Raw genomic sequence first — 20138 nt, 5'->3', positions numbered from 1 at the left:
CAAGGTTCATGATTCAGACAAGCCAACATGGTATCTCTCTTATTTTACCAAAAAGAAACGTTTTCGTCAGAAAAGCTTGCTTCCCTTCATCACATTTCAATTCCGTAACAGATTTGCTAAGATAACTTGGAGACACACCATGAGCACATGTATCCTTTAGAAGAACACAATGACCCCTAATGAAAGGAAGGTACGCCATGATCACTGAGCCAAATCAAGGCCATAACCGCATACCTTCAGACGACAAACGGACTGTACGCCCTAGCGGCGATGTAAATCATATAAATGCACGTTCAACCATTCGCAATGAACTTCACCAGTTCCTGGATCATGCCTTGGTTGAACTCCGGCGGGCAGAGCATGTGAACACACAGCAGCTTTTCCGGTGGCAGACGGACGAACTCCCGCATCATACCTTCATCTATATGCATCGCTTCACGGGAACACAGGTTGTGGATGCCGAGCCATCCCGTGTCGTTCGCAAAGCGGCTTGTTTGTACCCACCCGGAACCCGTCTGGAACTTGTGTCAGATGTCGATCAAGATGCTGAGTTGTATGTTCTTGAATTTGACCTGTTTCGAGTGACGGAGAAAACAGAAGCGAAGCGCGTCTATGAACGTGAACTTCATTCACCTGTTGCCGGATGGATTCAAGGGCCCTTTTATGGCATTCAACGGATCGCTGCACAACTGACCGAACTTACACATCCCGATAACGAAACAGCATCCCGTGAAATCAAAGCACAATTGCTATTAGCCGAGCTACTCTATCTACTGTGGCCTGAAGAACATGCAAGCCCTACGGAAGAATCGGAGCAGGATGATCCCGAGTCCTGGTTAAAATCAACATTGCAATATATACAGCAACATTATATGCATGAGATTAAGTTGGATACCTTAGCCGAACTGGCTGGCATGCATCCGTCCTATTACTCTCAACTGTTCAAAAGCCGGATGCACAAAAATCCAATCGAATACATTACTCATTTGCGTATGAACCGGGCGAAGGAAATGTTACTGACCTCCGATCTGCGTATTCGTGATGTCGCCCGTGAGGTCGGTTACCGTGACGAGTTTTATTTCAGCAGACGGTTTCGTAACTATGCCGGTTATGCCCCAACGGCTTATGCCAAGCAAGTTCATCGCAACATTGTGTCACTCTCTTATCCCTATACCGATCATCTGATGACACTTGGCATCACACCCTGTGCAGCACAGATTCAAGGCCATCTGCCACATCTGCCCCGGTCGCTTACCATGCCTTTTCATGCCTATGAACCGTGGGAACAAGGGCGGCAGGCATTTCTCGATGTGAATCCCGACCTGATTCTGACCAAAGATAACGCTGCGGCTAAAGCGATGGAACATATTGGTGATGTCGCACCCATCATTACCGTCCCGTGGAACCAGACCGACATGTTCGGCCATTTGGAACGGATCGCTTCGATTGTAGATCGGACGCAGGCGGCCAAAGAATGGCTGGACAAGCATGAGCGCAAAGCAGAGCGTGCACGCAAGAAGATCAGAGAACAGGCTGGCAGCCTCACTGTAGCTGTAGGTACATTAACTGCCAAAGGGCCGCGGATGTACAGCCACCGCAACTTCGGTCATGTGTTCTACCGGACACTGCAACTCCATGCACCACAGCGTATTCAGGCAGAACTGAAGGGCAAGGCTCCCGGTATCGGCTTCAACTGGATGCCGTTTACACCCGGTCAATGGGACGGTCTGGAAGCCGATGTGCTTGTGCTTGCAACAGACAACCTGCATAACCCAGCAATACTGCTGCAAAAATTAAAGAATGATCCGCTATGGAACAGCCATCCCGCCGTTCGCGGCGGCCGTGTACATCTTGTAGATTGGAACGCTTGGGTTGTGTACGCACCATATTCCATCAACATCCAGCTAGAGGAAGCGCTCTCGATGTTGACGAACAAGCCCATACTTTTGTAATCTAAAAAATGTCCATTTCCCAAATCTTAATTTATGCCATGTACGGGCCTGGATTAAGATTTTATAATATTCACTAATTGATAATGATAATCAATAACAACGAAAGATGTTATTTGTTATAAAGGAGTGACCCGTATCCAACATCCGGGACTGCCTCATCGCCCGTCCAAGACTCAACGATCCGCAGTCACCGTTGGTCTGATGTTTCTGTCTGCCATCGCGATCCTGCTGATCAGCATGTTTGTTGCCATCTCATTAGGAGCCAAAGGATTAACACTGGAAACCGTGTGGACAGCCATTTTCCAGTACAATCCGGCTCTGACACCGCATCAGATCATTCATGAATTGAGACTGCCACGCGTGCTGGCTGCCGCTGTGATTGGAGCCGCTTTTGCTGTAGCCGGAGCCTTGATACAAGGCATTACTCGAAATCCACTGGCCGATACCGGCATCCTGGGCATTAACGCTGGAGCAACGTTTGTTGTGGCATTAAGCTTTGCGTTCTGGCCGGGATTATCTTACGGATGGATCATGCTTTTGTCGTTTATAGGAGCCGTGCTCGGTACATTGCTCATTTTCCTGCTTGGCATGGCTGCTCCCGGAGGGCTTAGTTCAATCAGACTCACGGTTGCGGGCGCAGTCATTGCTGCCATGCTCGGTTCTCTGAGCACAGGAGTAGCCATTTATTTCGACCTGAGCCAGGACCTGGCCTTCTGGTATGCGGGTGGCTTTGGAGGAATAGAATGGCGCCATCTGAGACTGATTCTTCCGGTGCTGCTGCTCACACTACTATTAACCATGCCGCTCGCACGTCGTATTTCGCTGATGTCCCTCGGGGAAGAGGTCGCCATTAATCTCGGGATGAACCTGCGCTGGACTCGCTTTCTTGCTCTTGCTGCTGTCGTTGTGCTCGCAGGGGTGTCCGTCTCCGCTGTAGGTTCGATTGGATTTGTCGGGCTGGTCATCCCTCATATCTCCCGTAAACTGGTGGGCGTAGACTATCGGCTTATCATTCCGATGTCTTCCCTGCTCGGGGCGATTCTGCTTGTGCTCGCTGATCTCGGGGCACGCATCGTGAATCCGCCTCAGGAACTGGCGGTAGGCATTATGGTTGCTTTTGTCGGCGTACCGTTCTTCCTCTATCTGGCCCGCAAAGAAAGGAGGGCTTTGTAGTGACGAAACGGGGAATGAAATCCGTCGTCAGATTTACTTTAGAGAAGTTTAATCAAACCTCTCGTGGCAAAAGAGCGGTACTTATCAGCACTGTACTGCTCTGTCTCGCAACATTGGTGATTCTCATCAGCCTGAATACAGGTACAGTTCGCGTATCCCCTCTGGCCGCCCTGCAGACCTTTCTGGGACAAGGGAGCGAACAGGATCAGATCATCCTGTTTGACTACCGATTGCCCCGCATTCTGGTCACCGTTCTTGCCGGAGCTGGATTGGGAATTGCAGGCGCTGCGCTGCAAGGCATTACACGCAATGCACTTGCCGATCCGGGGATTCTGGGCTTGCATGCCGGGGCGGCTTTTGGGCTAATGGTTTTTGTCAGCCTGTCATTCAGCATGGATACCTCAGTAGCACTGTTGATTCCACTCTTTGCTTTTGCCGGCAGTGTAGCTGCCGCGCTGATTATTATGCTACTGTCCTATGACCGAAACAGCGGTGTGTCACCGATTAAACTAATTCTGGTCGGCATTGCTGTTGCTGCTGGATTCCATGCGCTTACGCTTTACCTGTCGCTGCGTCTGGACGAGGACACGTATTCCTTCGCTGCACGCTGGCTTGCAGGCAGTGTGTGGGGGCGTGACTGGATTCATGTACAGGCTTTGCTACCTTGGATCGTGATCTGCATCGCCTATATCTGGAGCCGTTCCAAAACGTTGGACGCCTTCCATCTAGGGGATGCCGCTGCGACCAGCATCGGCACACCCGTGCGTTCGCGGCGCATCCTGCTGCTACTTTCCGCCGTTGCTTTATCTGCGGTCAGCGTATCTGTAGCTGGAGGTATTGGCTTCATTGGACTCGCCGCCCCTCATCTGGCACGCAGACTGGTCGGGCCACTGCACCGGCACTTGATTCCCGCCGCCGGGCTGATCGGCATGGTGATTCTGGTGACAGCCGATACGGTCGGCCGGACGATATTTGCACCAAACGCCATTCCAGCGGGTGTTGTTGTAGCCGCGATTGGCGCGCCCTATTTTTTATACCTGCTTGTACGAACGAAATAAAACTATCAAAAATATCAATTGCATCCATGAGATGTTCAAGGAGAACGAAAATTATGTTGAAGAAAAATCTTATGCTTTTGCTGACGATCAGTTTGGTGCTGGTACTTGCAGCCTGCGGGACAGCCAAGACGTCCACATCGGGCGCAAACGATTCAAACACCAATGCTAACACAAGTACCTCCGCCGACCCTTCAAATAGCAGCACAGCTTCGGGTGAACCACGTATCGCTTCCATGTCCATCCACCTGACCAATGATTTGCTTTCCCTCGGGATCACGCCTGTCGGTTCTGTCATCGGCGGTGAAGCGAAAGGCTTCCTGTCCCATGTGGCTGATCGCCTGAAAGATACGACACCACTTGGCCCCGTCAAAGACCCGGATATGGAAGCCCTGCTTGCGCTTAAACCGGATGTGATCTATCTCGATGAGGAGTTTTCCGGTGACGATGTGGCCAAATTCGAAAAAATCGCACCTGTACATGTGTTCAATCTGGACGATGGCACATGGCGGGATCACCTGAAAGAGATTGGCAAACTGGTGAATCGGGAGAAGGAAGCGGAGCAATATATTCAGGACTACGAGACAGAAACAAAAGAAGTTAAATCGCTAATTCATGATCAGATCGGTGACGGCACCGTCATGGCCATTCGTGTCACAGCTAAGGAATTACGTGTATTCAGCACACGCCGTCCTATGGGCCCTATTTTGTACGATGATCTCGGACTGAATCCAGCCAAAGGCATTAAAGACATGGATACCTCCAAGCCGTATCAGGTTGTATCCCGCGAAGTGTTGCCAGACTATGATGCCGATGCCATCTTTGTCGTGGTCAACTCCGACGATGAAGCACAAACGATGTTCAAAGAGCTGCAAAACAACCCAATCTGGCAGGGACTGAAAGCTGTCAAAGCAGGTCATGTGTACCCGATCGGGGCACAGCCTTGGCTTGATTATTCTTCCATTGGGAACAAGATGGCTATGGATGAAGCAAAAGAGATGTTTTCCAAAAAATAAACCCAGCTTCGCCTATTCATAAAAACAACAAAAAACCTCGCTTCGGTAATGGAAGCGCGTTTGCGAGAGCGCAGAGCATATGAATCATGCTCCAGGCTTAATGAATACAGGGATCAGACTTCGTGATAGTGTTACTCCCTGTACCTCGCGCGCTTCCTTACCCAGCTGAGGTTTTTTATTTTAGATACAACATACCGAGTGTACTCGATCATACAGTACATACAACGATCTCGATATCCATCTCCGCAAACGTATTCTGAATAATTACGCTGACCTTCTCCCACTTCAATCTGTCCAACCCGCAACCAATTCGAGGCATAGCCAGCTCAGTAATTCCTTGCTCCAAGCAGACATCCCTCATGGACTCAACCGCCTGGGTTAATGATGAATACGTAGGTTTGTTCGAAAATTTGGCTTTGGTCACAAGATTCAGCGTCCGTCCAACCGGATAACATCGCCCAATCTCCAGCGGCTCCAGCTTCGCCTGCTCCTGAAGAGTCTGTAAATCAAACCGCTCTCTGAATTGCACCGCGATTCCTTTACCCATTCGCGCATCGGCGGATATGCAGTGTGCCAGTGCGTATTGTTGCTCCAGTTCAAACAAATCCTGCTGTCGTTCATGAAATTGCATGTTAGTTCCCCTTTCTCTTCCTTGCCCGATCACATCTCACTATTGAGACTACAAACTTCCTGTTTATTTTTTCGCTCTGCACATCAGGCGTTACAATAACGTCCGTTCTATTACATGACGTCCGTACTTTTCGACTTCCCCTGCTCACCCTGATGCTAAAAGACGCTTGAAGGTCTCCAACGTTTGCTGTCCTGCACTCCGGTCATAAATAGCAAATACGATGTGATCAAAGTAGTCCCTGTATCCTTCTTCATGCAAGACTTCGGCAAAATACGATGCTACCTGTGCCGGTTCATTCCGGAATACACCACAGCCAAAGGCTCCAAGTACGATGGTTCTATGACCTTGTACAGCAGCAACCTCCAATATATATCGAATGCGTTGCTTCATGACCGACTTGATCTCTGCATCTGTTGCTTCCTTCCGCTCTTTGACCACAACTGCATTTACCGCCGGAGCGGTGATAAAGGAGGCTGTGTAATATTGATCCAGCAATCGGTCACGGTCGTCCCGAATCACGGGAACATCAGGAGAATAGATCATATGGTCTGAATAGAGGCAAGTATGCTGCTTGCGATTGTACTCATACATCTCTGTCATCTGGGCAATGCATGGATACAGCCCTGTTGCCCGTGCCAGGCTTTCCTCCTGAGCCTGACTCCCACCAAGGAAACCACCGCCCGGATTTTTTGCCGATGCAAAATTTAAACAAACGACTTCCGTTCTGCCTTCCTCCAGGGTCAGACGCGCTGCTGCTGCAAGCGTCGTTTCACTGGTTACTTCTATCTGAGCCGGGTTCCCTTGGGACGCCATAGACTCGGAATCTTCTTGTTGGTTTCCTGCCGAGCTTGCCTTCTCTTCTATGCGTACTCCATTTCGTAGCTGCTCCCCTAGTTGAGAAAGCGCTGAGGGCCGATAGAGAACTGAACTCTGAATGGCTTGCTCTATGTCTTTCTTGATATGAACAGCACGATCATATCCGTTTACGTACACGCCCTCTTCCAGAATGTCCAACGTCTGATGCGCTATACGCGAGCGTCCGGAACGCGAACTAACGCCAGTGTCATCTGTTGATGTATTAGAATGACGAGACCCCGTAGTCTTATTATTTATATTATTAATTTTGTTGTGTCTATTTTGTTTATCGAAGTTGCTCATGTCTATCCCTTCCTATCTCTTCTCTCAGACGAGTAAGAATCTCACCTAGCCAGTTCGTTCCTCGCCATGTTTTTCGGTTGCGAATACGCGTATCTTCCTCCGCCAGCCCCACACCCCAGATCCGATCATCTGGACTTGCTTCCACGAGGGTTGTGCCTCGGGTGGCAAGCAAAGCCGCCAGCAAATCCTCGTTCTGCGTAAATTTTGCCTGATTGCCTTCATAGACAATGCGCTGGCACTCGCTTTCCCATGTCGTCTGGTCAAAACCTGAGACCTCGCGGCCCAGCTTTTTTTGAACCGAAGCCGAACGAGTCTTCATAATTTTATCCGCAATCTGTTGATCGCCAAAGAGCAGTGCTTTCTGATGCATCATATATTGCTCTGCACTTGTATACTGAACCCCGTTCACCGTGAAATCAGCCTTAAACCACTGGGAGAACGGCGATTCTGTCCGCCAGAAAAACGTAAACTTTTCCATTCATATCACCTCGTACCCCATACTTCGTTCCATTCCAAACGATTGCCTACATCCTTCTGATTGAACCATTTCTACTCATGACTAACTCCAACTACAATGCTTCCCTCTCCGGATCTAATCGGTACAACCGGGATGGGCGATGTCCCGCACTGCTTGCATATTCACCCGTCGGGGTCACCCAGTCTGCCATTTTGCGCCGAAATGCAGCTGCCAGCAGTTTTTTGCCGCTAATAATCTCATACACTTTCTGCAACGCCGTTAACGTAAATTTCTCCGGCATCAGATTAAACGCGATATCCGTATATTCAATTTTGGAACGTAATCGCTCCAGCGCGTAATGAATAATTTGGGCATGGTCGAATGCGATCCCTTGAACATCTACTAGCTTCAATTTACTGTTTCGCACTCGCCCTTCTACTTGCTCTTTGGTATCTACAATGGCCGACAACTGTTCTGTTTCATTGCTCAAAACAAGTTGTATTCGGCGCTCTGTCACCCGGCCGCGTTCATGAATATGACGTTTCTCTTCGATGAGCTTCTGTTCCACCCGGAACCAGCTGGCGTCGCTGGCATCATCACCCGCCTGAAGCTCCAGCTCACTGCTATCCACCAGAGCCATGTAAGAGCAACTAATGACCCTTGTACGTGGATCGCGCCCTACATCTCCCCATGTATACAGCTGTTCCAGGTAAATATCATCTAGTCCTGTTTCCGTCTGTAGTTCCCGCCTTGCAGCATCCTCCAATGATTCATGCATGGAGACAAATCCCCCTGGCAGTGCCCACTGTCCCAGATAGGGGTGACCTCCCCTGCGAATCAGTAGCAAACCAAGTTCCGGTTCCGCCAGCTTTCGGTAATTTTCCTGCTCTCCGCTTCGGATCGTAAATACGAGCATATCCACAGTAACCGAGGGACGTTCGTAATCTCCGGCATCATAGGTTTTTAGGAACTCTTCTTCGCTAATGTTGACTGGGTCAAGCGCTTTGTCTCCATGAGACATGATTCATACACCTCATTCTGTTATTAACATTTTGTTATTAACAAATAGTTAATAACAATGTAGCACAACTGTAACGAGCAGGTCAAATCTTCCATAAAATCAAAAAAGCCGCCTTCTTTGCTCTACACCTTCAGAGCAAGGAAGACGACTAAAACACTCTTTATAAAATTCCATAGATGGATATCGCAGTGTAGTTCTCAGAGGCCAACCAAATCTTTCTTAAAATACGCTATCTGGAACGTAGTAAATTTTCTGCCCATTCTGTTTATTTCCTGGATCGGTCACAATCAGAAAATAAACGTTCCCGTTCTTGTTTTGTACACCCTCGATCTCATGTTTCCCGACATTCGTTATTTTTACAAGAGACTGATACACGCCTGAACTTGAGATTTTAGCAATCTGAGGAGTATCTCCTTCCGCCCCGCCGGATGTAAATATTTGAGTCTTACCAAGCAAGTCTACCCCTTGGAATGACCCATTTGGCCGAATAATTCCGCTTCCCGACTGCGTGAAACTGGACACTGCTGCTTTAATTGCCGCAGAGCTGTCCATGCGGACCTGCTTGTTCTGATCAAGCAACCTGTTTAATGCAGCCGTATCATACACAGACCAGACCACCTTATCCGTGTTTGACTTTCCGTTTTCCCTCGTTTGAATTCGGAACACGGTGTAGTTACTGTTGCCACCGCCATCCACTCGGTACGTTGTTCCCTGTTTTGAACCATTTTTGTTCGCATAGTTCATATAAGTAAACCGATGAAGATCGGTGTAGTCTACGGTTTTACCAGCGGAGTATTGAAGTCTCGCTACCTGAAGTGACCAGACATTATCAGATGATGAATCCGCTTTGGAGCTAAAATAAAAATAATTCGCTCCGTTGTACGTATACATATCCAGCGTCTGGCAATGCCCGCTGTTCGTAATCGTCATATGATCTACGTATTCGGCATTATTGCCTTTAATCAGCAGTCTGGATAGTTGACATGTCGTGCCTACACGTTGCGTTACATATACGTACTTGTCTGCTATATAAGCCTTCTGAACAACTCGGTTAAACTTGAGTCCTTTGAGGTTATAAGCTAGTTTGGCTGAAGCATTTACGGTTTTTCCTGGAGAAGCTGCAAGAGCTGGGACAACCGACATCACAAATAGCATCACTGCCAGAAAAGCAGCTACGATCGTTTTCCACTTCATCGTTGTAAGGTTGAGAGATTGTTTTTTAATCACACAGGTGCCTCCTCTTTCATTAAAAATGGGAATACATCAGATATATTAGGCGGTCTCTGAGACTATACTGCATTAATTATATATTACCATATTTTCCAAATTAAGAAACACAAATTGCGAATCTCAACATGACCACTTCCCCATGATCATGATGTCCCTTAAAATTTAATAGTTCTTTTTAGTACACCTGTGTTATATTGTTTTTAATTCATATGTATCAAAAAAAGGAGGACTTCATGAAACGAATTGCCCTACTCGACATTCTTCGGGGGTTTGCGATTATTGGAACCTTGGGAACCAACATCTGGATTTTTGCTTACCTTGGTGATTTGAACCTTGTATTCGGCAACGCGCTTGAGCCGTGGTGGAGTTCAGGAGATCGTCTGGTGCAGACCATCATGCTCATCTTGGTGAATGGGAAATTTCTAGGTATGCTCACTTTGCTATTTGGAGCCGGCATGGAATTGAAACGCCAAAAAGCAGCTCGTGAAGGCTATGCATGGCCTGGTGTCTATATCTGGTCATGTGCACTTCTGCTGCTGGACGGACTATTGCATTATATTTTCGTAATGGAGTATGACGTGTTGATGAGTTATGCCATTACTGGCATGATTGTTTCCCTGATCATTCATCGCTCCAAGCGCTTTATGCTAACGATGATGGTGATTGCAGGAAGCATACATGTGATCGGCGTTACGGGAATTACAGCCTTGCTGGCATTCGAATCCGGTTCATCCTTCAACGGTATGGATGCCATTACTCATCTGTACGCTTCTGGAACGTGGTGGGAACAAGCGATGTTCCGGCTGAATAATTTCGGTTTTTTCCGTGCAGAATCGATAGCTATCATCCCACTGAATGTTTTCCTCTTTCTATTAGGGGCACTGCTCATGCGAACAGGTGTATTTTCTAACGACGAGTCAGGACGCCGTAAGCGCCGTAAACTGATGATTACCGGACTTGCGGCAGGTATCCCTCTGAATCTGCTGTTGCTCGTTCCCGGTGGAGTTATGGATATTTGGGTACGTTATATCAGCGCGCCAGTACTTACCCTTGGTTATCTCGGAATCATTGCCTATGGATTGGAAAAAGGTCTTTTCCCCAAGCTGTTCCAGCGTTTCGGTGAAATTGGCAAGATGGCGCTGAGTTGTTATATTGTACAGAATATCATCGCCTCTGCGCTCTTCTATGGATGGGGACTCGGTCTGGGCGGCCGCCCGTCTTCTCTGTTTATTTTGCTCATGTGGCTTGGTATATGTCTCTTACTAATGCTTTTCTCACACCTCTGGCTACGCAAATATCCACTAGGTCCAGTCGAATGGTTGTGGCGCAGGTTGTCGATCTCCCCTTCTCCCAGACCCGGAAGTACGTCTCAAGATACAACATTATAAATCCGTTTCGCGCAAATAAGGGCATCCCGGAACTCCATCGATGATTGATCGTAATCAATGACCGATGAAGTTCGTAGGATAGCCCTTGTTTATTCCATACTGCTAAAGAACGCAGCACGCTTTATTCCCCCTTTTTGCGCTGGTCTGGCATATAATACTGACTATTCGCCCGACTCCACAGGCAAACACAATGTGAACGTGGAACCTTCCCCCATTTCACTGTGAACGGTAATCTTACCGTTATGATCCTGAGCAATTTTTTGACAAAGCGCAAGACCCAATCCCGTTCCTTCCTCCTTTGTCGTAAAAAACGGGTTGAAAATCGCGGTTAACGAACGCTCAGGAATCCCGCTACCCGTATCCGCTATGGAGATCAACACGTTCTCCCCTTCCTGTATCATATCCATATGTACCTCTCCGGGGTCTGACATCGCTTCAAAAGCATTACGAATCAGATTGATTAGAACTTGTACAATTTTATCCCGATCCATGTTCACACAAACCGACTCATCCCGCATATGAAGGGTAATCCGATGTCCTCTGGAAGCCGCATCCGATTCGGTCAAAGACATCACCCGCTCCAGACAATGTGCCAGCTTCTCCGGTTTCATATGATTGGCTTGAGGTTTGGAAAATTGTAAAAACTCTCCTGTCAAATCGGTGACTCTTGTGACCTCACTCATAATCACTTCATACCACGGTGCGATATTGAAGGATTGCCCACGTGACAGTTGCAAAAAACCTCGGATTGCGGTGAGTGGGTTACGGATCTCATGGGCCATTCCTGCAGCAAGCTCACCTACAGCCCGCAGTCTTTCGGAACGAAACACTTCCTCTTCATTTTTAATCCACTGACTACGCTGTTGCTCGATCAGTTGATCTTCCGCAATGGTCATGAATTGCTGCAAGGTCTGTGATGACCTCGGATAACGCGATAGGCTATAACTTACTTGTAATCCCTGTAGCTGGTTAGACAGCAAGGAAGATATCCGTTCTTCGATATAGGGTATTTGTGGCATCACAATGGCAAACCTGTCACCCGCGTACCTCGATATCCCATAAGCTTCGGGAAACTGGTTCGTGATCTTTTTTCCGATGCCCGTAATGACTGCACACCAGGGATCATCTGATCCTTTTTTGTAACCGCTGAAATTATTGACATTCAAAAGAATCAAGAGGAAGGATCGTTCTTCCTCCAACGTCTTATGAAGCACCTCCATGTATCCTTCATAATTTAACAATCCCGTAAGCGGATCATGCAGGGTAAGAAACCGATTTTTTTCCCGAAGTTTCCTTTTTTCGGATTCACTGTTCATTAAAGTATGATATAGCCAAATAACCAATACCGCGGTCAGCAAATCAAATAATGACACGAGCAAACTGTATGGTTCTATCGGGACATATGACAAGCGGATAATCGTATACTGGAGCATAAGCAGCATTGAAATCGGTAAGGTGTGTACAATTCTCTGCTTGTTCTGAATCATTGAAATGATGAGCATATAATAGAGCATATTACACCAGTTTAGTTGACTGAAATAATGAAATGCACCAAGAATCAACCATTGAATCCATGTTAAAAATGGATAACGCCGTTCCGCCCATATACTGATCATTAGCAGAATCCCTGTGACAATCATCAAGGTTGGATGCGATGCTTGTCCCAGTAAAGTAGAGGATACAATGACAAGCAGACAACCTATTGGGAAAATTACCATCTTCATTGTGTAACTTAGCAAATAGCCTCGCCCCCTTAGACAAAAGTCACACTTTCAAACATATACACAAATATTATATCGATTATGATTAGCCGATGTTGTCGATTATTGGAAGCTGTTAAAATTCGCAAGAATGTATAATTTTCAAAAACAATAGGACATATGAATGCATTGCAATGTTAAAATGTGCACATTAATATTGCTGCACGTATTACGCAACGCAAAATTCATCATAAAGTATTCAAAGCCAGCTCTCGATGGATGAGGGCTGGCTTCTTTGTTGTTTTTCCATATTGGGTAAATCGTTCTGGAAAAATAAGAGGAGATCCTATTATTTCTTAACCATGTATTTGCGAATATCGAACGCTACAGCCGCAACAATAATCAATCCTTTAATAATCAGTTGCCAGTAAGGACTTACCCCGATAAAGGTGAGACCATAGTTAATGACGCCAAAGATGAGCACGCCTGCCATCACACCAGGTACCGTTCCAATTCCGCCAGCCGTAGATACCCCGCCAACAACACATGCAGCAATGGCATCCAGTTCATACATGTTACCGTAGTTGTTCGTTGCTCCACCGGTACGAGCCGCTTCCAATACACCGCCCAGTCCGTAAAGCGCCCCAGCAATCGCATACAGCGCAATCAGGTTTCGTGCGACATGAATACCAGATACGTGAGCGGCCTGGATGTTTCCGCCGATGGCATACATATTTTTACCCAGACGGGTTTTGTTGAAAACAACCCAGCAGATCAGTGCAACTCCAATGGCAATCAGCACGATGTAGGGGATCGAATACCCTCCACCGAGATCAATATAACCTGATCCTATTGTCGTGAAATCCGGTCTGAGTCCTCCGATGGGCTGCGACTGGTTTGGTTCTGTATCGAAATAGATCGAGTTCAGACCATAGACAGCGACCATCGTACCCAGTGTAGCAATAAAAGGGGGTACATGCAGCTTGGCAACAATAAGGCCATTCACCAAACCAACAAGCAACCCCGCTACGATGCCGATTACGATCGGCAAGCCCACCCATAATTGCGGCAGATCCGGGAAAAAACGATTGGCATACGTATCAATCTGTAACATCGATGCCGATACCACTGCTGTCAGACCAACCACGCGTCCAGCCGACAGATCGACGCCTCCCGTCACGAGAATGAAAGCCGCACCCAGCGCGATAATCGCCCGAGTGGAGGATTGTTGCAAAATATCTCTCAGCGTGGAAAAAGCGAGAAAGTTCGGATCAGCAATGGCGATACCGATAACAAGCAGGATCAGCACAATAAAAATCGCACGCTGAGCCACATATTGCTTCACTTGATGAACAAGGGTTGTATTCATTTGTGTTCCTCCTGACCAGCCATCCGCTGTTGCGCGGCCAGCCTCATAATATGCTGCTCCGTTGCCTCGGCTCCGTCCACAATGCCGGTGAGGCGTCCTTCGCTCATGACCATAATGCGATCCGACATCCCTAACAGTTCAGGCATCTCTGAGCTGATCATGATAATGCTTTTGCCTTGCCGAGCCAATTCCGTAATAATCGTATAGATTTCGAACTTGGCTCCGACATCAATTCCGCGCGTTGGCTCATCCAGCAACAGAATCTCCGGGTCAGTCAAGAGCCAGCGAGCCAGCAGTACTTTTTGCTGATTGCCTCCAGACAGGTTTCGAATCAGCGTGTTAACTGAAGGCGTTTTGGTTTTGAACTTTTGCGTCTGTTCCCGCGCCTCTTCGCGTCCCTTCTTCTCGTCCAGCAAACCCAGACGATTTTGGTAACGACCAAGGCTTGCAATAATCGTATTTTCATAGACGGATAACACGGGGAATATCCCGGTCACTCGTCGCTCTTCGGTCAATAGTGCTATGTTATGACGCTTGGCGGCAGCGGGGGAGTTAATCTTCACCTTGCGGCCGTGAATGGTAATGGTACCCGAAGCCAGTCCACGCAGTCCAAACAAGGATTCCATCAGTTCCGTCCGCTGCGCACCAACCAAACCGCCAATGCCCAGTACTTCGCCTCTGCGCAGATGAAACGAAACATCCCGGAACGAATTCGTCTGGTTCGACGTCAGCCCCTCTGCTTGAAGAATGACTTCACCAGGAACATTAAGCCTTGCCGGGAATCGTTCACTTAAATCACGTCCAACCATACGTGTAATGATCAGGTCTGTCGTCAGATCCGCAGCATCCCAGGTGCCTACAACAATCCCATCTCGCATAATGGTCACTTCATCCGAAATCGTTAAAATTTCCTCCATCTTGTGTGAGATATAGATGATGGACACGCCGCGGCTTCGCAGCTTATTGATCATCGTAAACAATTGCTCCACTTCTTTACCTGTAAGGGATGAGGTCGGTTCATCCATCACAATCACTTTAGAGTGGAACGATACCGCTTTGGCAATCTCCATCGATTGAATTTTGGACACAGACAACGTTCCAGCAAGTGCCTTCGGATCAATATCCAAGTTCAAATCCTGAAAGAGTGCCAGCGTATCGGCATACATCCGTTTCTCATCAACCAGAAAACCCTTCATCGGGAATCGTCCCAGCCATATGTTTTCCATCACCGGACGGTGCGGGACCGGATTCAACTCCTGATGAATCATGGATATACCATGCTGCAATGCAGCCTTCGAATTCGGTATTTCTACATCCTTGCCTTCGATGCGCACTGTGCCTGCATCGGGACGATACATCCCAAACAAACATTTCATCAAGGTCGACTTTCCCGCCCCATTCTCGCCCATCAACGCATGAACGGTTCCCGGCTTCACCTTCAGTGTAACTTCGCTGAGTGCCTGCACGCCGGGGAATGCTTTGGAAATCCCGTTCATCTCCAGCAGATAAGGTGATTGCATCTTCTATCTTCCCCTTTCATCTGACCGGCAAAAAAAGGACGTTGCCAAGATGACATACGTCCCTCTCTGCTGCTATTATTGGGCGTCGGCAATGTTGTCTTTCGTAATTTTTTTGTAAGCGATCCAGACATATTTCCCGTCTGTAATATCAAATTTGGTATTTTCTTTGGTTGGTGTCTCGCCTTTGGCAAGAACAGCCGCCAGTGCAACCGTTGCCGCTCCCTGATTTTTGGCATCATTCAGCACGGTGCCCAGCATGGTACCATCCTGCAACGCCTGAATCGCAGGGGCTGTAGCATCCACGCCTACGACAGGCATTGTTTTGCCATCCTTGAAGTAACCCGCTGCTTTCAATGCTTCAATCGCACCAAGTGCCATGTCATCATTGTTCGCCAGTACCGCTTCAATTTTGTCGCCATGCGAAGCAAGGAATGCCTGCATTTTCTCCTGGCCTTTGACCCGATCCCACATTGCCGTATCTTCGGCCAGTGCTTCAACTTCAATACCGGCATCCTGAATGGCTTGAACGGAATATTTGGTGCGCAGCTCGGCATCCTGATGACCCGGTTCACCTTTCAGCATGACATATTGCAGCTTGCCATCGCCGTTTTTGTCAGCTTCCGGATGTGCTTTCCAGTAATCCACGATCAACTGACCGGAGATTGTACCAGACTCTTCCGCTTTTGCACCGACATAGTACACTTTATCCCACTTATTCATGTCCTCCGCTACAGGCTCCCGATTCAGGAATACCACCGGAATATTAGCCGCTTTGGCCTTGTCGATAATGACACCTGCTGCGGTTCGGTCTACCGGATTCACCGCCATGGCATTGTATTTCTTGGATACAAACAGGTCGACCTTCTCATTCTGTGTCGGCTGTGCATTCTGACTGTCTACAATATCAAGGGCAGCTACGCCCTCCGCTGCCGCAGTCATCGCGTTTCGTACTCCCGTCATAAACGTATCGTCAAACTTATAGATGGCCACACCGATTTTCGGGTTCTCCGTTTGCGTTCCGGCTTCCGCCTTCGCGCCACTGTCCGTACCGGCAGTTCCGTTCCCACCGGCGCTGTCTCCCCCGTTGCTGCATCCTGCCGCCACAGCCATACACACCGTAAGCAACAATGTCATCCATGTTTTCTTTTTCATTCTTCATGACCTCCCCCAAGTTCATTCGGCTTTACCGATGCCTTTATTATGAAAGGGTTTACATTATTTTCGAATACAATATCTTCATCTGTTTTATCGAAATCCTCATCAATTCATCTATTCTATATAAGTTGAACTAAAAGTTTTTACACGGTCCACTCCGATGACAGAATAAACTTCCAATCGCTGTTATCCCCAGATTTTTCGATTCCCTCTTCCATAGGGATAAATCCGGTTATAAAGGCGAGCGCTTCGCTTTTCCAGTTTTTTTCTGTCCTCTCCGTTAATGTGTAAAATAAACAGTTCAACTTATATAAATCCCTTTTATAATGAGTGCTATGATCTAATCCTCATTGCACAAACGGAAATAACAGCTTCTGGTTATCCATCCAGAACATATTTTCTGTGCTAACGACCTTGGTTTCCAAAATAACTCGGGCCTGAACATGCTCCCGCTTCAGTTTGGCAAGTGCCTGATTAAGCCCCAGGTAGCCAGCACTGTAACCGTTCTGCACGATCAGTCGTTGGAACACACCTTCCTGCAACTGCTCTAACTGCTGTTGTTCGCTACCGAATCCAACAATGCTAATCTGCCTTCCATCCTTGCGACGATGCAGTTCATCTGCTGCCCCGAGCGAAGCCGGCTCTTGCAGGGCAATGATTCCGGCCAGCTCATGCTGATCCAGCAGCTGTTTGACTGTTTGCCAGCATGCATCCCGGCTGTTGCATACCGATTTCGGAATAATGTCGATGTCCGGGTAGTTCTGTAACTCTTCCTCAATCCCCTCTTCTCGCAGAACAAGACCTGCACTCAGCGGGTCCGGGCCTACTAAAGCAATATGACCCTGGCCTTCCAGTAATTCGGCCATGGCCTGTCCGGCCTGACGTCCAGCCTCGAGATTATCCATGGAGATGACGCTGGTGATGCCTTTGACGGGAAACTCATCGTTGAGCACAACAACAGGTACGATACCTCCATCCGTTCTCACCGTCTCTGCCTCCCGAATGATATCGCCAAGCACATCTTCACTTAATGGATCAACCAGCAGTGCGGCTGCCCCTTGTTTCAACGCGAGTGCGGCTGCCTGGACCTGTGCCTGTTCACGCTCACTGCGGGTAAAATCCCGATTCGCTGCGGCGGGTGTGCCCACAGATGGCGGACTTATCGCATAGTCCGCATTAGGTGACGTGTGTGAAGCGGAATCCACGGGATACGCTTCAACGGTGATGAGCTGTGCGCCGCTCTCTTTGGCGGCTGCCTCAGCCCCCAGGCGGATCGCTTCGGCGAGCTCTCCGGTGCCCGCAGGCGTAATGAGCGCAATGTGCTGCGACGATGCCGGTTGATCCGCCCCTGCCATGCCGCAGGCGGCACAGATTAGCAGGCAGCAGACTGCGGCTGCCTGGCACAAGGCTTTGAATGACCATAATCCCGGGGAACCGGGAAGAGTGGCCTGGCTTTTTTTTGCCAATACACGGCGTGTGCTCTTGTTCTGGTTATTCATTTTGCTGCTGGTTTCGCTACCGTCCATCATTCATCCCGTCCTCCTTCTGTTCTTCCTGAACAGGAATCCGAATCCATACCGTTGTGCCTTCCTCCAGCTCACTTGCGAATTCAAGACCATATCCCTCGCCATAATAGTGCCGGATGCGATCATGCACATTGCGCACAGCGACACCGGAGCCCGCCCCGCTCTTCACCACCGGACGGCCGCTGAGCAATCCCGCCATCTGTTCCTCCGACATACCTACACCGTTATCTGTAATGCGGAATACCAGAATCTGCTCTTCACGCTGCACATCCACCTCGATACGGCCCTCGTCCATGTGATACTCGATACCGTGCACGATGGCATTTTCGATGAGCGGCTGTAAAATCAGCTTCAGTGTCAGGCAGTCCAGTACCTGCTCATCCGCATGAATAATGAAAGTGAACTTGTGTTTGAAACGCATCTGCTGAATAGTCAGGTAATGACGGGCATGTTCCAATTCTTCGCGGACGGTAATGATCGTTTTACCCTGACTGAGACTGATGCGAAATAACCGGGAAAGCGACGTAATCATCGTGATGACTTCGTCATTACGGCTCATGCCAACCATGCGCACAACCGAATTCAGTGTGTTATACAGAAAATGCGGATTAATCTGGGCTTGCAGCGCCTCCAGCTCCAGACGGCGTTTTTGCTCCTGTTCATGAATGATCTCATCCATGAGGTTACGGATTTTGTTCACCATCAGATTGAACCTACGCGCCAGACGCTCGACCTCAAGCGGTCCCGTTATGGGCAGCTCCACGTTGAAATCCCCTCGCTCCACCGCCTTCATCTTTCTCTCCATCAGCCGGATTGGACGTGTCAGACTCGAAGAGAGAAACAGGGATACCACAATGACAAGCACCAGTACAATGACCAGCACACGAATCAGGTAACCGTTCACTTCCTGCCGTGTCGTCATGATTTCGTCCAGATACGCCACACCGACAATTTTCCAGCCGATATTCGCCACCGACTTTACGGTATTCAGCCTTTTCTGCCCATCCGCTTCATCTTCGTAACTCCCCGCAGCCACTAGGGCCTGCTCAATATTTTCTTTTTTCAGTCCCATATACATCAGTTGCTGCTGTGGATGATACACAATGTTGCCCGCACTCTCATCAATAATATAGACGTAACCCCGCTGCCCCAGGCTAACCCGGCTGCTCAGTTCGTCCATTTGTTTAAAATTGATATCGACCAGCAGGATCACTTGCTTCTCCTGACCTTGCTGTTTGATGGTGATGCCCTTGCTCATGGAAACGACCCATTGATAGGGTCCAGCATACATATTTTGAATATGAGGCAAGGAAAAGCTCAGATGATTAGGTACACGCAGGGCCGATTGAAACCATCCTTGTTGAGTGACATGAGCACTGCTCTTCAGCTCGGCAGCCGGTCTGTTCTTGAGCAACTGTCCATCGGCGTCGAGCAGTGTAATGGAGATGATATCTTCCCGGCTGCTGAGTAAGGTATCCAGCTGTTTGTCCACCTGCTCCCCTTCCCATGTACCGTCCCGCAGCATATGTTCCTCAATGGCACGGTACAGATGGGACATGCTGCGCACGTAATCCTCCAGGTTATAACTGACCTGATCCACAATCTGTCTGGTCGACAGTTCTGCACTTCGCTCAGCAGCCTGGGTGAATTTGTCATGCAGTAATATGGCCATAATGGTGAGTACCAGTACAATGAAGATGGAGAAAGACCACGTAATAATAGAACGAATACTGCTGAACTTGGACGAACGTACAACCAAGCGAAGATTCATCACAATAGACTTGATT

At 48.4% G+C, this 20138-nt stretch carries 16 protein-coding genes; 5 read left to right on the top strand and 11 right to left on the bottom strand.

What is annotated here, in order from left to right; translation table 11 throughout:
• Positions 1-197 precede the first annotated feature (197 nt).
• From ABIE27_RS15970 to ABIE27_RS15955, 4 genes are all read left to right on the top strand, one after another.
• A complete protein-coding gene (locus ABIE27_RS15970) occupies positions 198-1952 on the top strand; it encodes a helix-turn-helix domain-containing protein (RefSeq protein ID WP_429350936.1) in 1755 nt (584 codons plus the stop codon).
• Positions 1953-2153: 201 nt separating this feature from the next.
• Positions 2154-3125, top strand: coding sequence for a FecCD family ABC transporter permease (locus ABIE27_RS15965; protein ID WP_429350992.1), 972 nt, complete (start codon positions 2154-2156; stop codon positions 3123-3125).
• A 14-nt stretch (positions 3126-3139) separates the two neighbouring features.
• Entirely contained in the window at positions 3140-4183 is a 1044-nt protein-coding gene (locus ABIE27_RS15960; protein WP_429350991.1) for a FecCD family ABC transporter permease, read from the top strand.
• A gap of 56 nt (positions 4184-4239) precedes the next feature.
• Complete coding sequence (locus ABIE27_RS15955) at positions 4240-5196, top strand: ABC transporter substrate-binding protein (RefSeq protein ID WP_429350990.1); 957 nt, start codon at positions 4240-4242, stop codon at positions 5194-5196.
• Positions 5197-5404: 208 nt separating this feature from the next.
• Here the strand turns inward: ABIE27_RS15955 and ABIE27_RS15950 are convergent, their stop codons facing one another.
• The 5 genes from ABIE27_RS15950 to ABIE27_RS15930 form a co-directional block, all read right to left on the bottom strand.
• A complete protein-coding gene (locus tag ABIE27_RS15950) occupies positions 5405-5827 on the bottom strand; it encodes a macro domain-containing protein (protein WP_123063080.1) in 423 nt (140 codons plus the stop codon).
• Positions 5828-5971: 144 nt separating this feature from the next.
• Positions 5972-6985: a TIGR02452 family protein gene (locus tag ABIE27_RS15945; protein ID WP_429350935.1), complete on the bottom strand. Its 1014-nt coding sequence runs from the start codon at positions 6983-6985 to the stop codon at positions 5972-5974.
• Entirely contained in the window at positions 6969-7463 is a 495-nt protein-coding gene (locus ABIE27_RS15940; protein WP_123063078.1) for an NADAR family protein, read from the bottom strand. The genes ABIE27_RS15945 and ABIE27_RS15940 overlap by 17 nt, the downstream gene beginning before the upstream one ends.
• A 91-nt stretch (positions 7464-7554) precedes the next feature.
• Positions 7555-8463 (bottom strand): NUDIX hydrolase, encoded by a 909-nt coding sequence (locus ABIE27_RS15935; RefSeq protein WP_123063077.1) that lies wholly within the window; start codon positions 8461-8463, stop codon positions 7555-7557.
• Between the two features lie 219 nt (positions 8464-8682).
• The gene (locus ABIE27_RS15930) at positions 8683-9657 is read right to left on the bottom strand and encodes a helveticin J family class III bacteriocin (RefSeq protein WP_123063401.1); all 975 of its coding nucleotides are present in this window, start codon (positions 9655-9657) and stop codon (positions 8683-8685) included.
• Between the two features lie 269 nt (positions 9658-9926).
• Here ABIE27_RS15930 and ABIE27_RS15925 point away from each other — a divergent pair, with 269 nt between their 5' ends.
• Positions 9927-11081 carry a DUF418 domain-containing protein gene (locus tag ABIE27_RS15925; RefSeq protein WP_429350934.1) on the top strand — a complete coding sequence of 385 codons (1155 nt, stop codon included), beginning with the start codon at positions 9927-9929 and terminating at the stop codon, positions 11079-11081.
• 161 nt (positions 11082-11242) lie between these two features.
• Here the strand turns inward: ABIE27_RS15925 and ABIE27_RS15920 are convergent, their stop codons facing one another.
• From ABIE27_RS15920 to ABIE27_RS15895, 6 genes are all read right to left on the bottom strand, one after another.
• The gene (locus tag ABIE27_RS15920; RefSeq protein ID WP_240036662.1) at positions 11243-12805 is read right to left on the bottom strand and encodes an ATP-binding protein; all 1563 of its coding nucleotides are present in this window, start codon (positions 12803-12805) and stop codon (positions 11243-11245) included.
• Positions 12806-13130: 325 nt separating this feature from the next.
• Complete coding sequence (gene mglC, locus ABIE27_RS15915; protein ID WP_123063075.1) at positions 13131-14150, bottom strand: galactose/methyl galactoside ABC transporter permease MglC; 1020 nt, start codon at positions 14148-14150, stop codon at positions 13131-13133.
• On the bottom strand, positions 14147-15670 hold the full coding sequence (locus tag ABIE27_RS15910) for a sugar ABC transporter ATP-binding protein (protein WP_123063074.1): 1524 nt from the start codon (positions 15668-15670) through the stop codon (positions 14147-14149). The genes mglC and ABIE27_RS15910 overlap by 4 nt, the downstream gene beginning before the upstream one ends.
• A gap of 75 nt (positions 15671-15745) precedes the next feature.
• Entirely contained in the window at positions 15746-16822 is a 1077-nt protein-coding gene (locus ABIE27_RS15905) for a galactose ABC transporter substrate-binding protein (RefSeq protein ID WP_123063073.1), read from the bottom strand.
• 350 nt (positions 16823-17172) lie between these two features.
• On the bottom strand, positions 17173-18354 hold the full coding sequence (locus ABIE27_RS15900) for a substrate-binding domain-containing protein (RefSeq protein WP_429350933.1): 1182 nt from the start codon (positions 18352-18354) through the stop codon (positions 17173-17175).
• Positions 18341-20122: a cache domain-containing sensor histidine kinase gene (locus ABIE27_RS15895; protein WP_429350989.1), complete on the bottom strand. Its 1782-nt coding sequence runs from the start codon at positions 20120-20122 to the stop codon at positions 18341-18343. The genes ABIE27_RS15900 and ABIE27_RS15895 overlap by 14 nt, the downstream gene beginning before the upstream one ends.
• Between the last annotated feature and the right edge of the window lie 16 nt (positions 20123-20138).

It is taken from the genome of Paenibacillus sp. 4624, assembly GCF_050435065.1.
GTDB classification, from domain to species: domain Bacteria; phylum Bacillota; class Bacilli; order Paenibacillales; family Paenibacillaceae; genus Paenibacillus; species Paenibacillus amylolyticus_D.
This window is presented reverse-complemented; position numbering and strand designations above follow the sequence as displayed.

What these genes read in the sequence shown, in the direction of transcription:
- ABIE27_RS15895 (WP_429350989.1), bottom strand. Translation starts at nt 20,122, where the DNA reads ATGAATCTTCGCTTGGTTGTACGTTCGTCCAAGTTCAGCAGTATTCGT.
- ABIE27_RS15935 (WP_123063077.1), bottom strand. Translation starts at nt 8,463, where the DNA reads ATGTCTCATGGAGACAAAGCGCTTGACCCAGTCAACATTAGCGAAGAA.
- ABIE27_RS15920 (WP_240036662.1), bottom strand. Translation starts at nt 12,805, where the DNA reads ATGAAGATGGTAATTTTCCCAATAGGTTGTCTGCTTGTCATTGTATCC.
- ABIE27_RS15925 (WP_429350934.1), top strand. Translation starts at nt 9,927, where the DNA reads ATGAAACGAATTGCCCTACTCGACATTCTTCGGGGGTTTGCGATTATT.
- ABIE27_RS15970 (WP_429350936.1), top strand. Translation starts at nt 198, where the DNA reads ATGATCACTGAGCCAAATCAAGGCCATAACCGCATACCTTCAGACGAC.
- ABIE27_RS15940 (WP_123063078.1), bottom strand. Translation starts at nt 7,463, where the DNA reads ATGGAAAAGTTTACGTTTTTCTGGCGGACAGAATCGCCGTTCTCCCAG.
- ABIE27_RS15960 (WP_429350991.1), top strand. Translation starts at nt 3,140, where the DNA reads ATGAAATCCGTCGTCAGATTTACTTTAGAGAAGTTTAATCAAACCTCT.
- ABIE27_RS15945 (WP_429350935.1), bottom strand. Translation starts at nt 6,985, where the DNA reads ATGAGCAACTTCGATAAACAAAATAGACACAACAAAATTAATAATATA.
- ABIE27_RS15905 (WP_123063073.1), bottom strand. Translation starts at nt 16,822, where the DNA reads ATGAAAAAGAAAACATGGATGACATTGTTGCTTACGGTGTGTATGGCT.
- ABIE27_RS15950 (WP_123063080.1), bottom strand. Translation starts at nt 5,827, where the DNA reads ATGCAATTTCATGAACGACAGCAGGATTTGTTTGAACTGGAGCAACAA.
- ABIE27_RS15900 (WP_429350933.1), bottom strand. Translation starts at nt 18,354, where the DNA reads ATGATGGACGGTAGCGAAACCAGCAGCAAAATGAATAACCAGAACAAG.
- ABIE27_RS15910 (WP_123063074.1), bottom strand. Translation starts at nt 15,670, where the DNA reads ATGCAATCACCTTATCTGCTGGAGATGAACGGGATTTCCAAAGCATTC.
- ABIE27_RS15930 (WP_123063401.1), bottom strand. Translation starts at nt 9,657, where the DNA reads ATGAAGTGGAAAACGATCGTAGCTGCTTTTCTGGCAGTGATGCTATTT.
- mglC (WP_123063075.1), bottom strand. Translation starts at nt 14,150, where the DNA reads ATGAATACAACCCTTGTTCATCAAGTGAAGCAATATGTGGCTCAGCGT.
- ABIE27_RS15965 (WP_429350992.1), top strand. Translation starts at nt 2,154, where the DNA reads ATGTTTCTGTCTGCCATCGCGATCCTGCTGATCAGCATGTTTGTTGCC.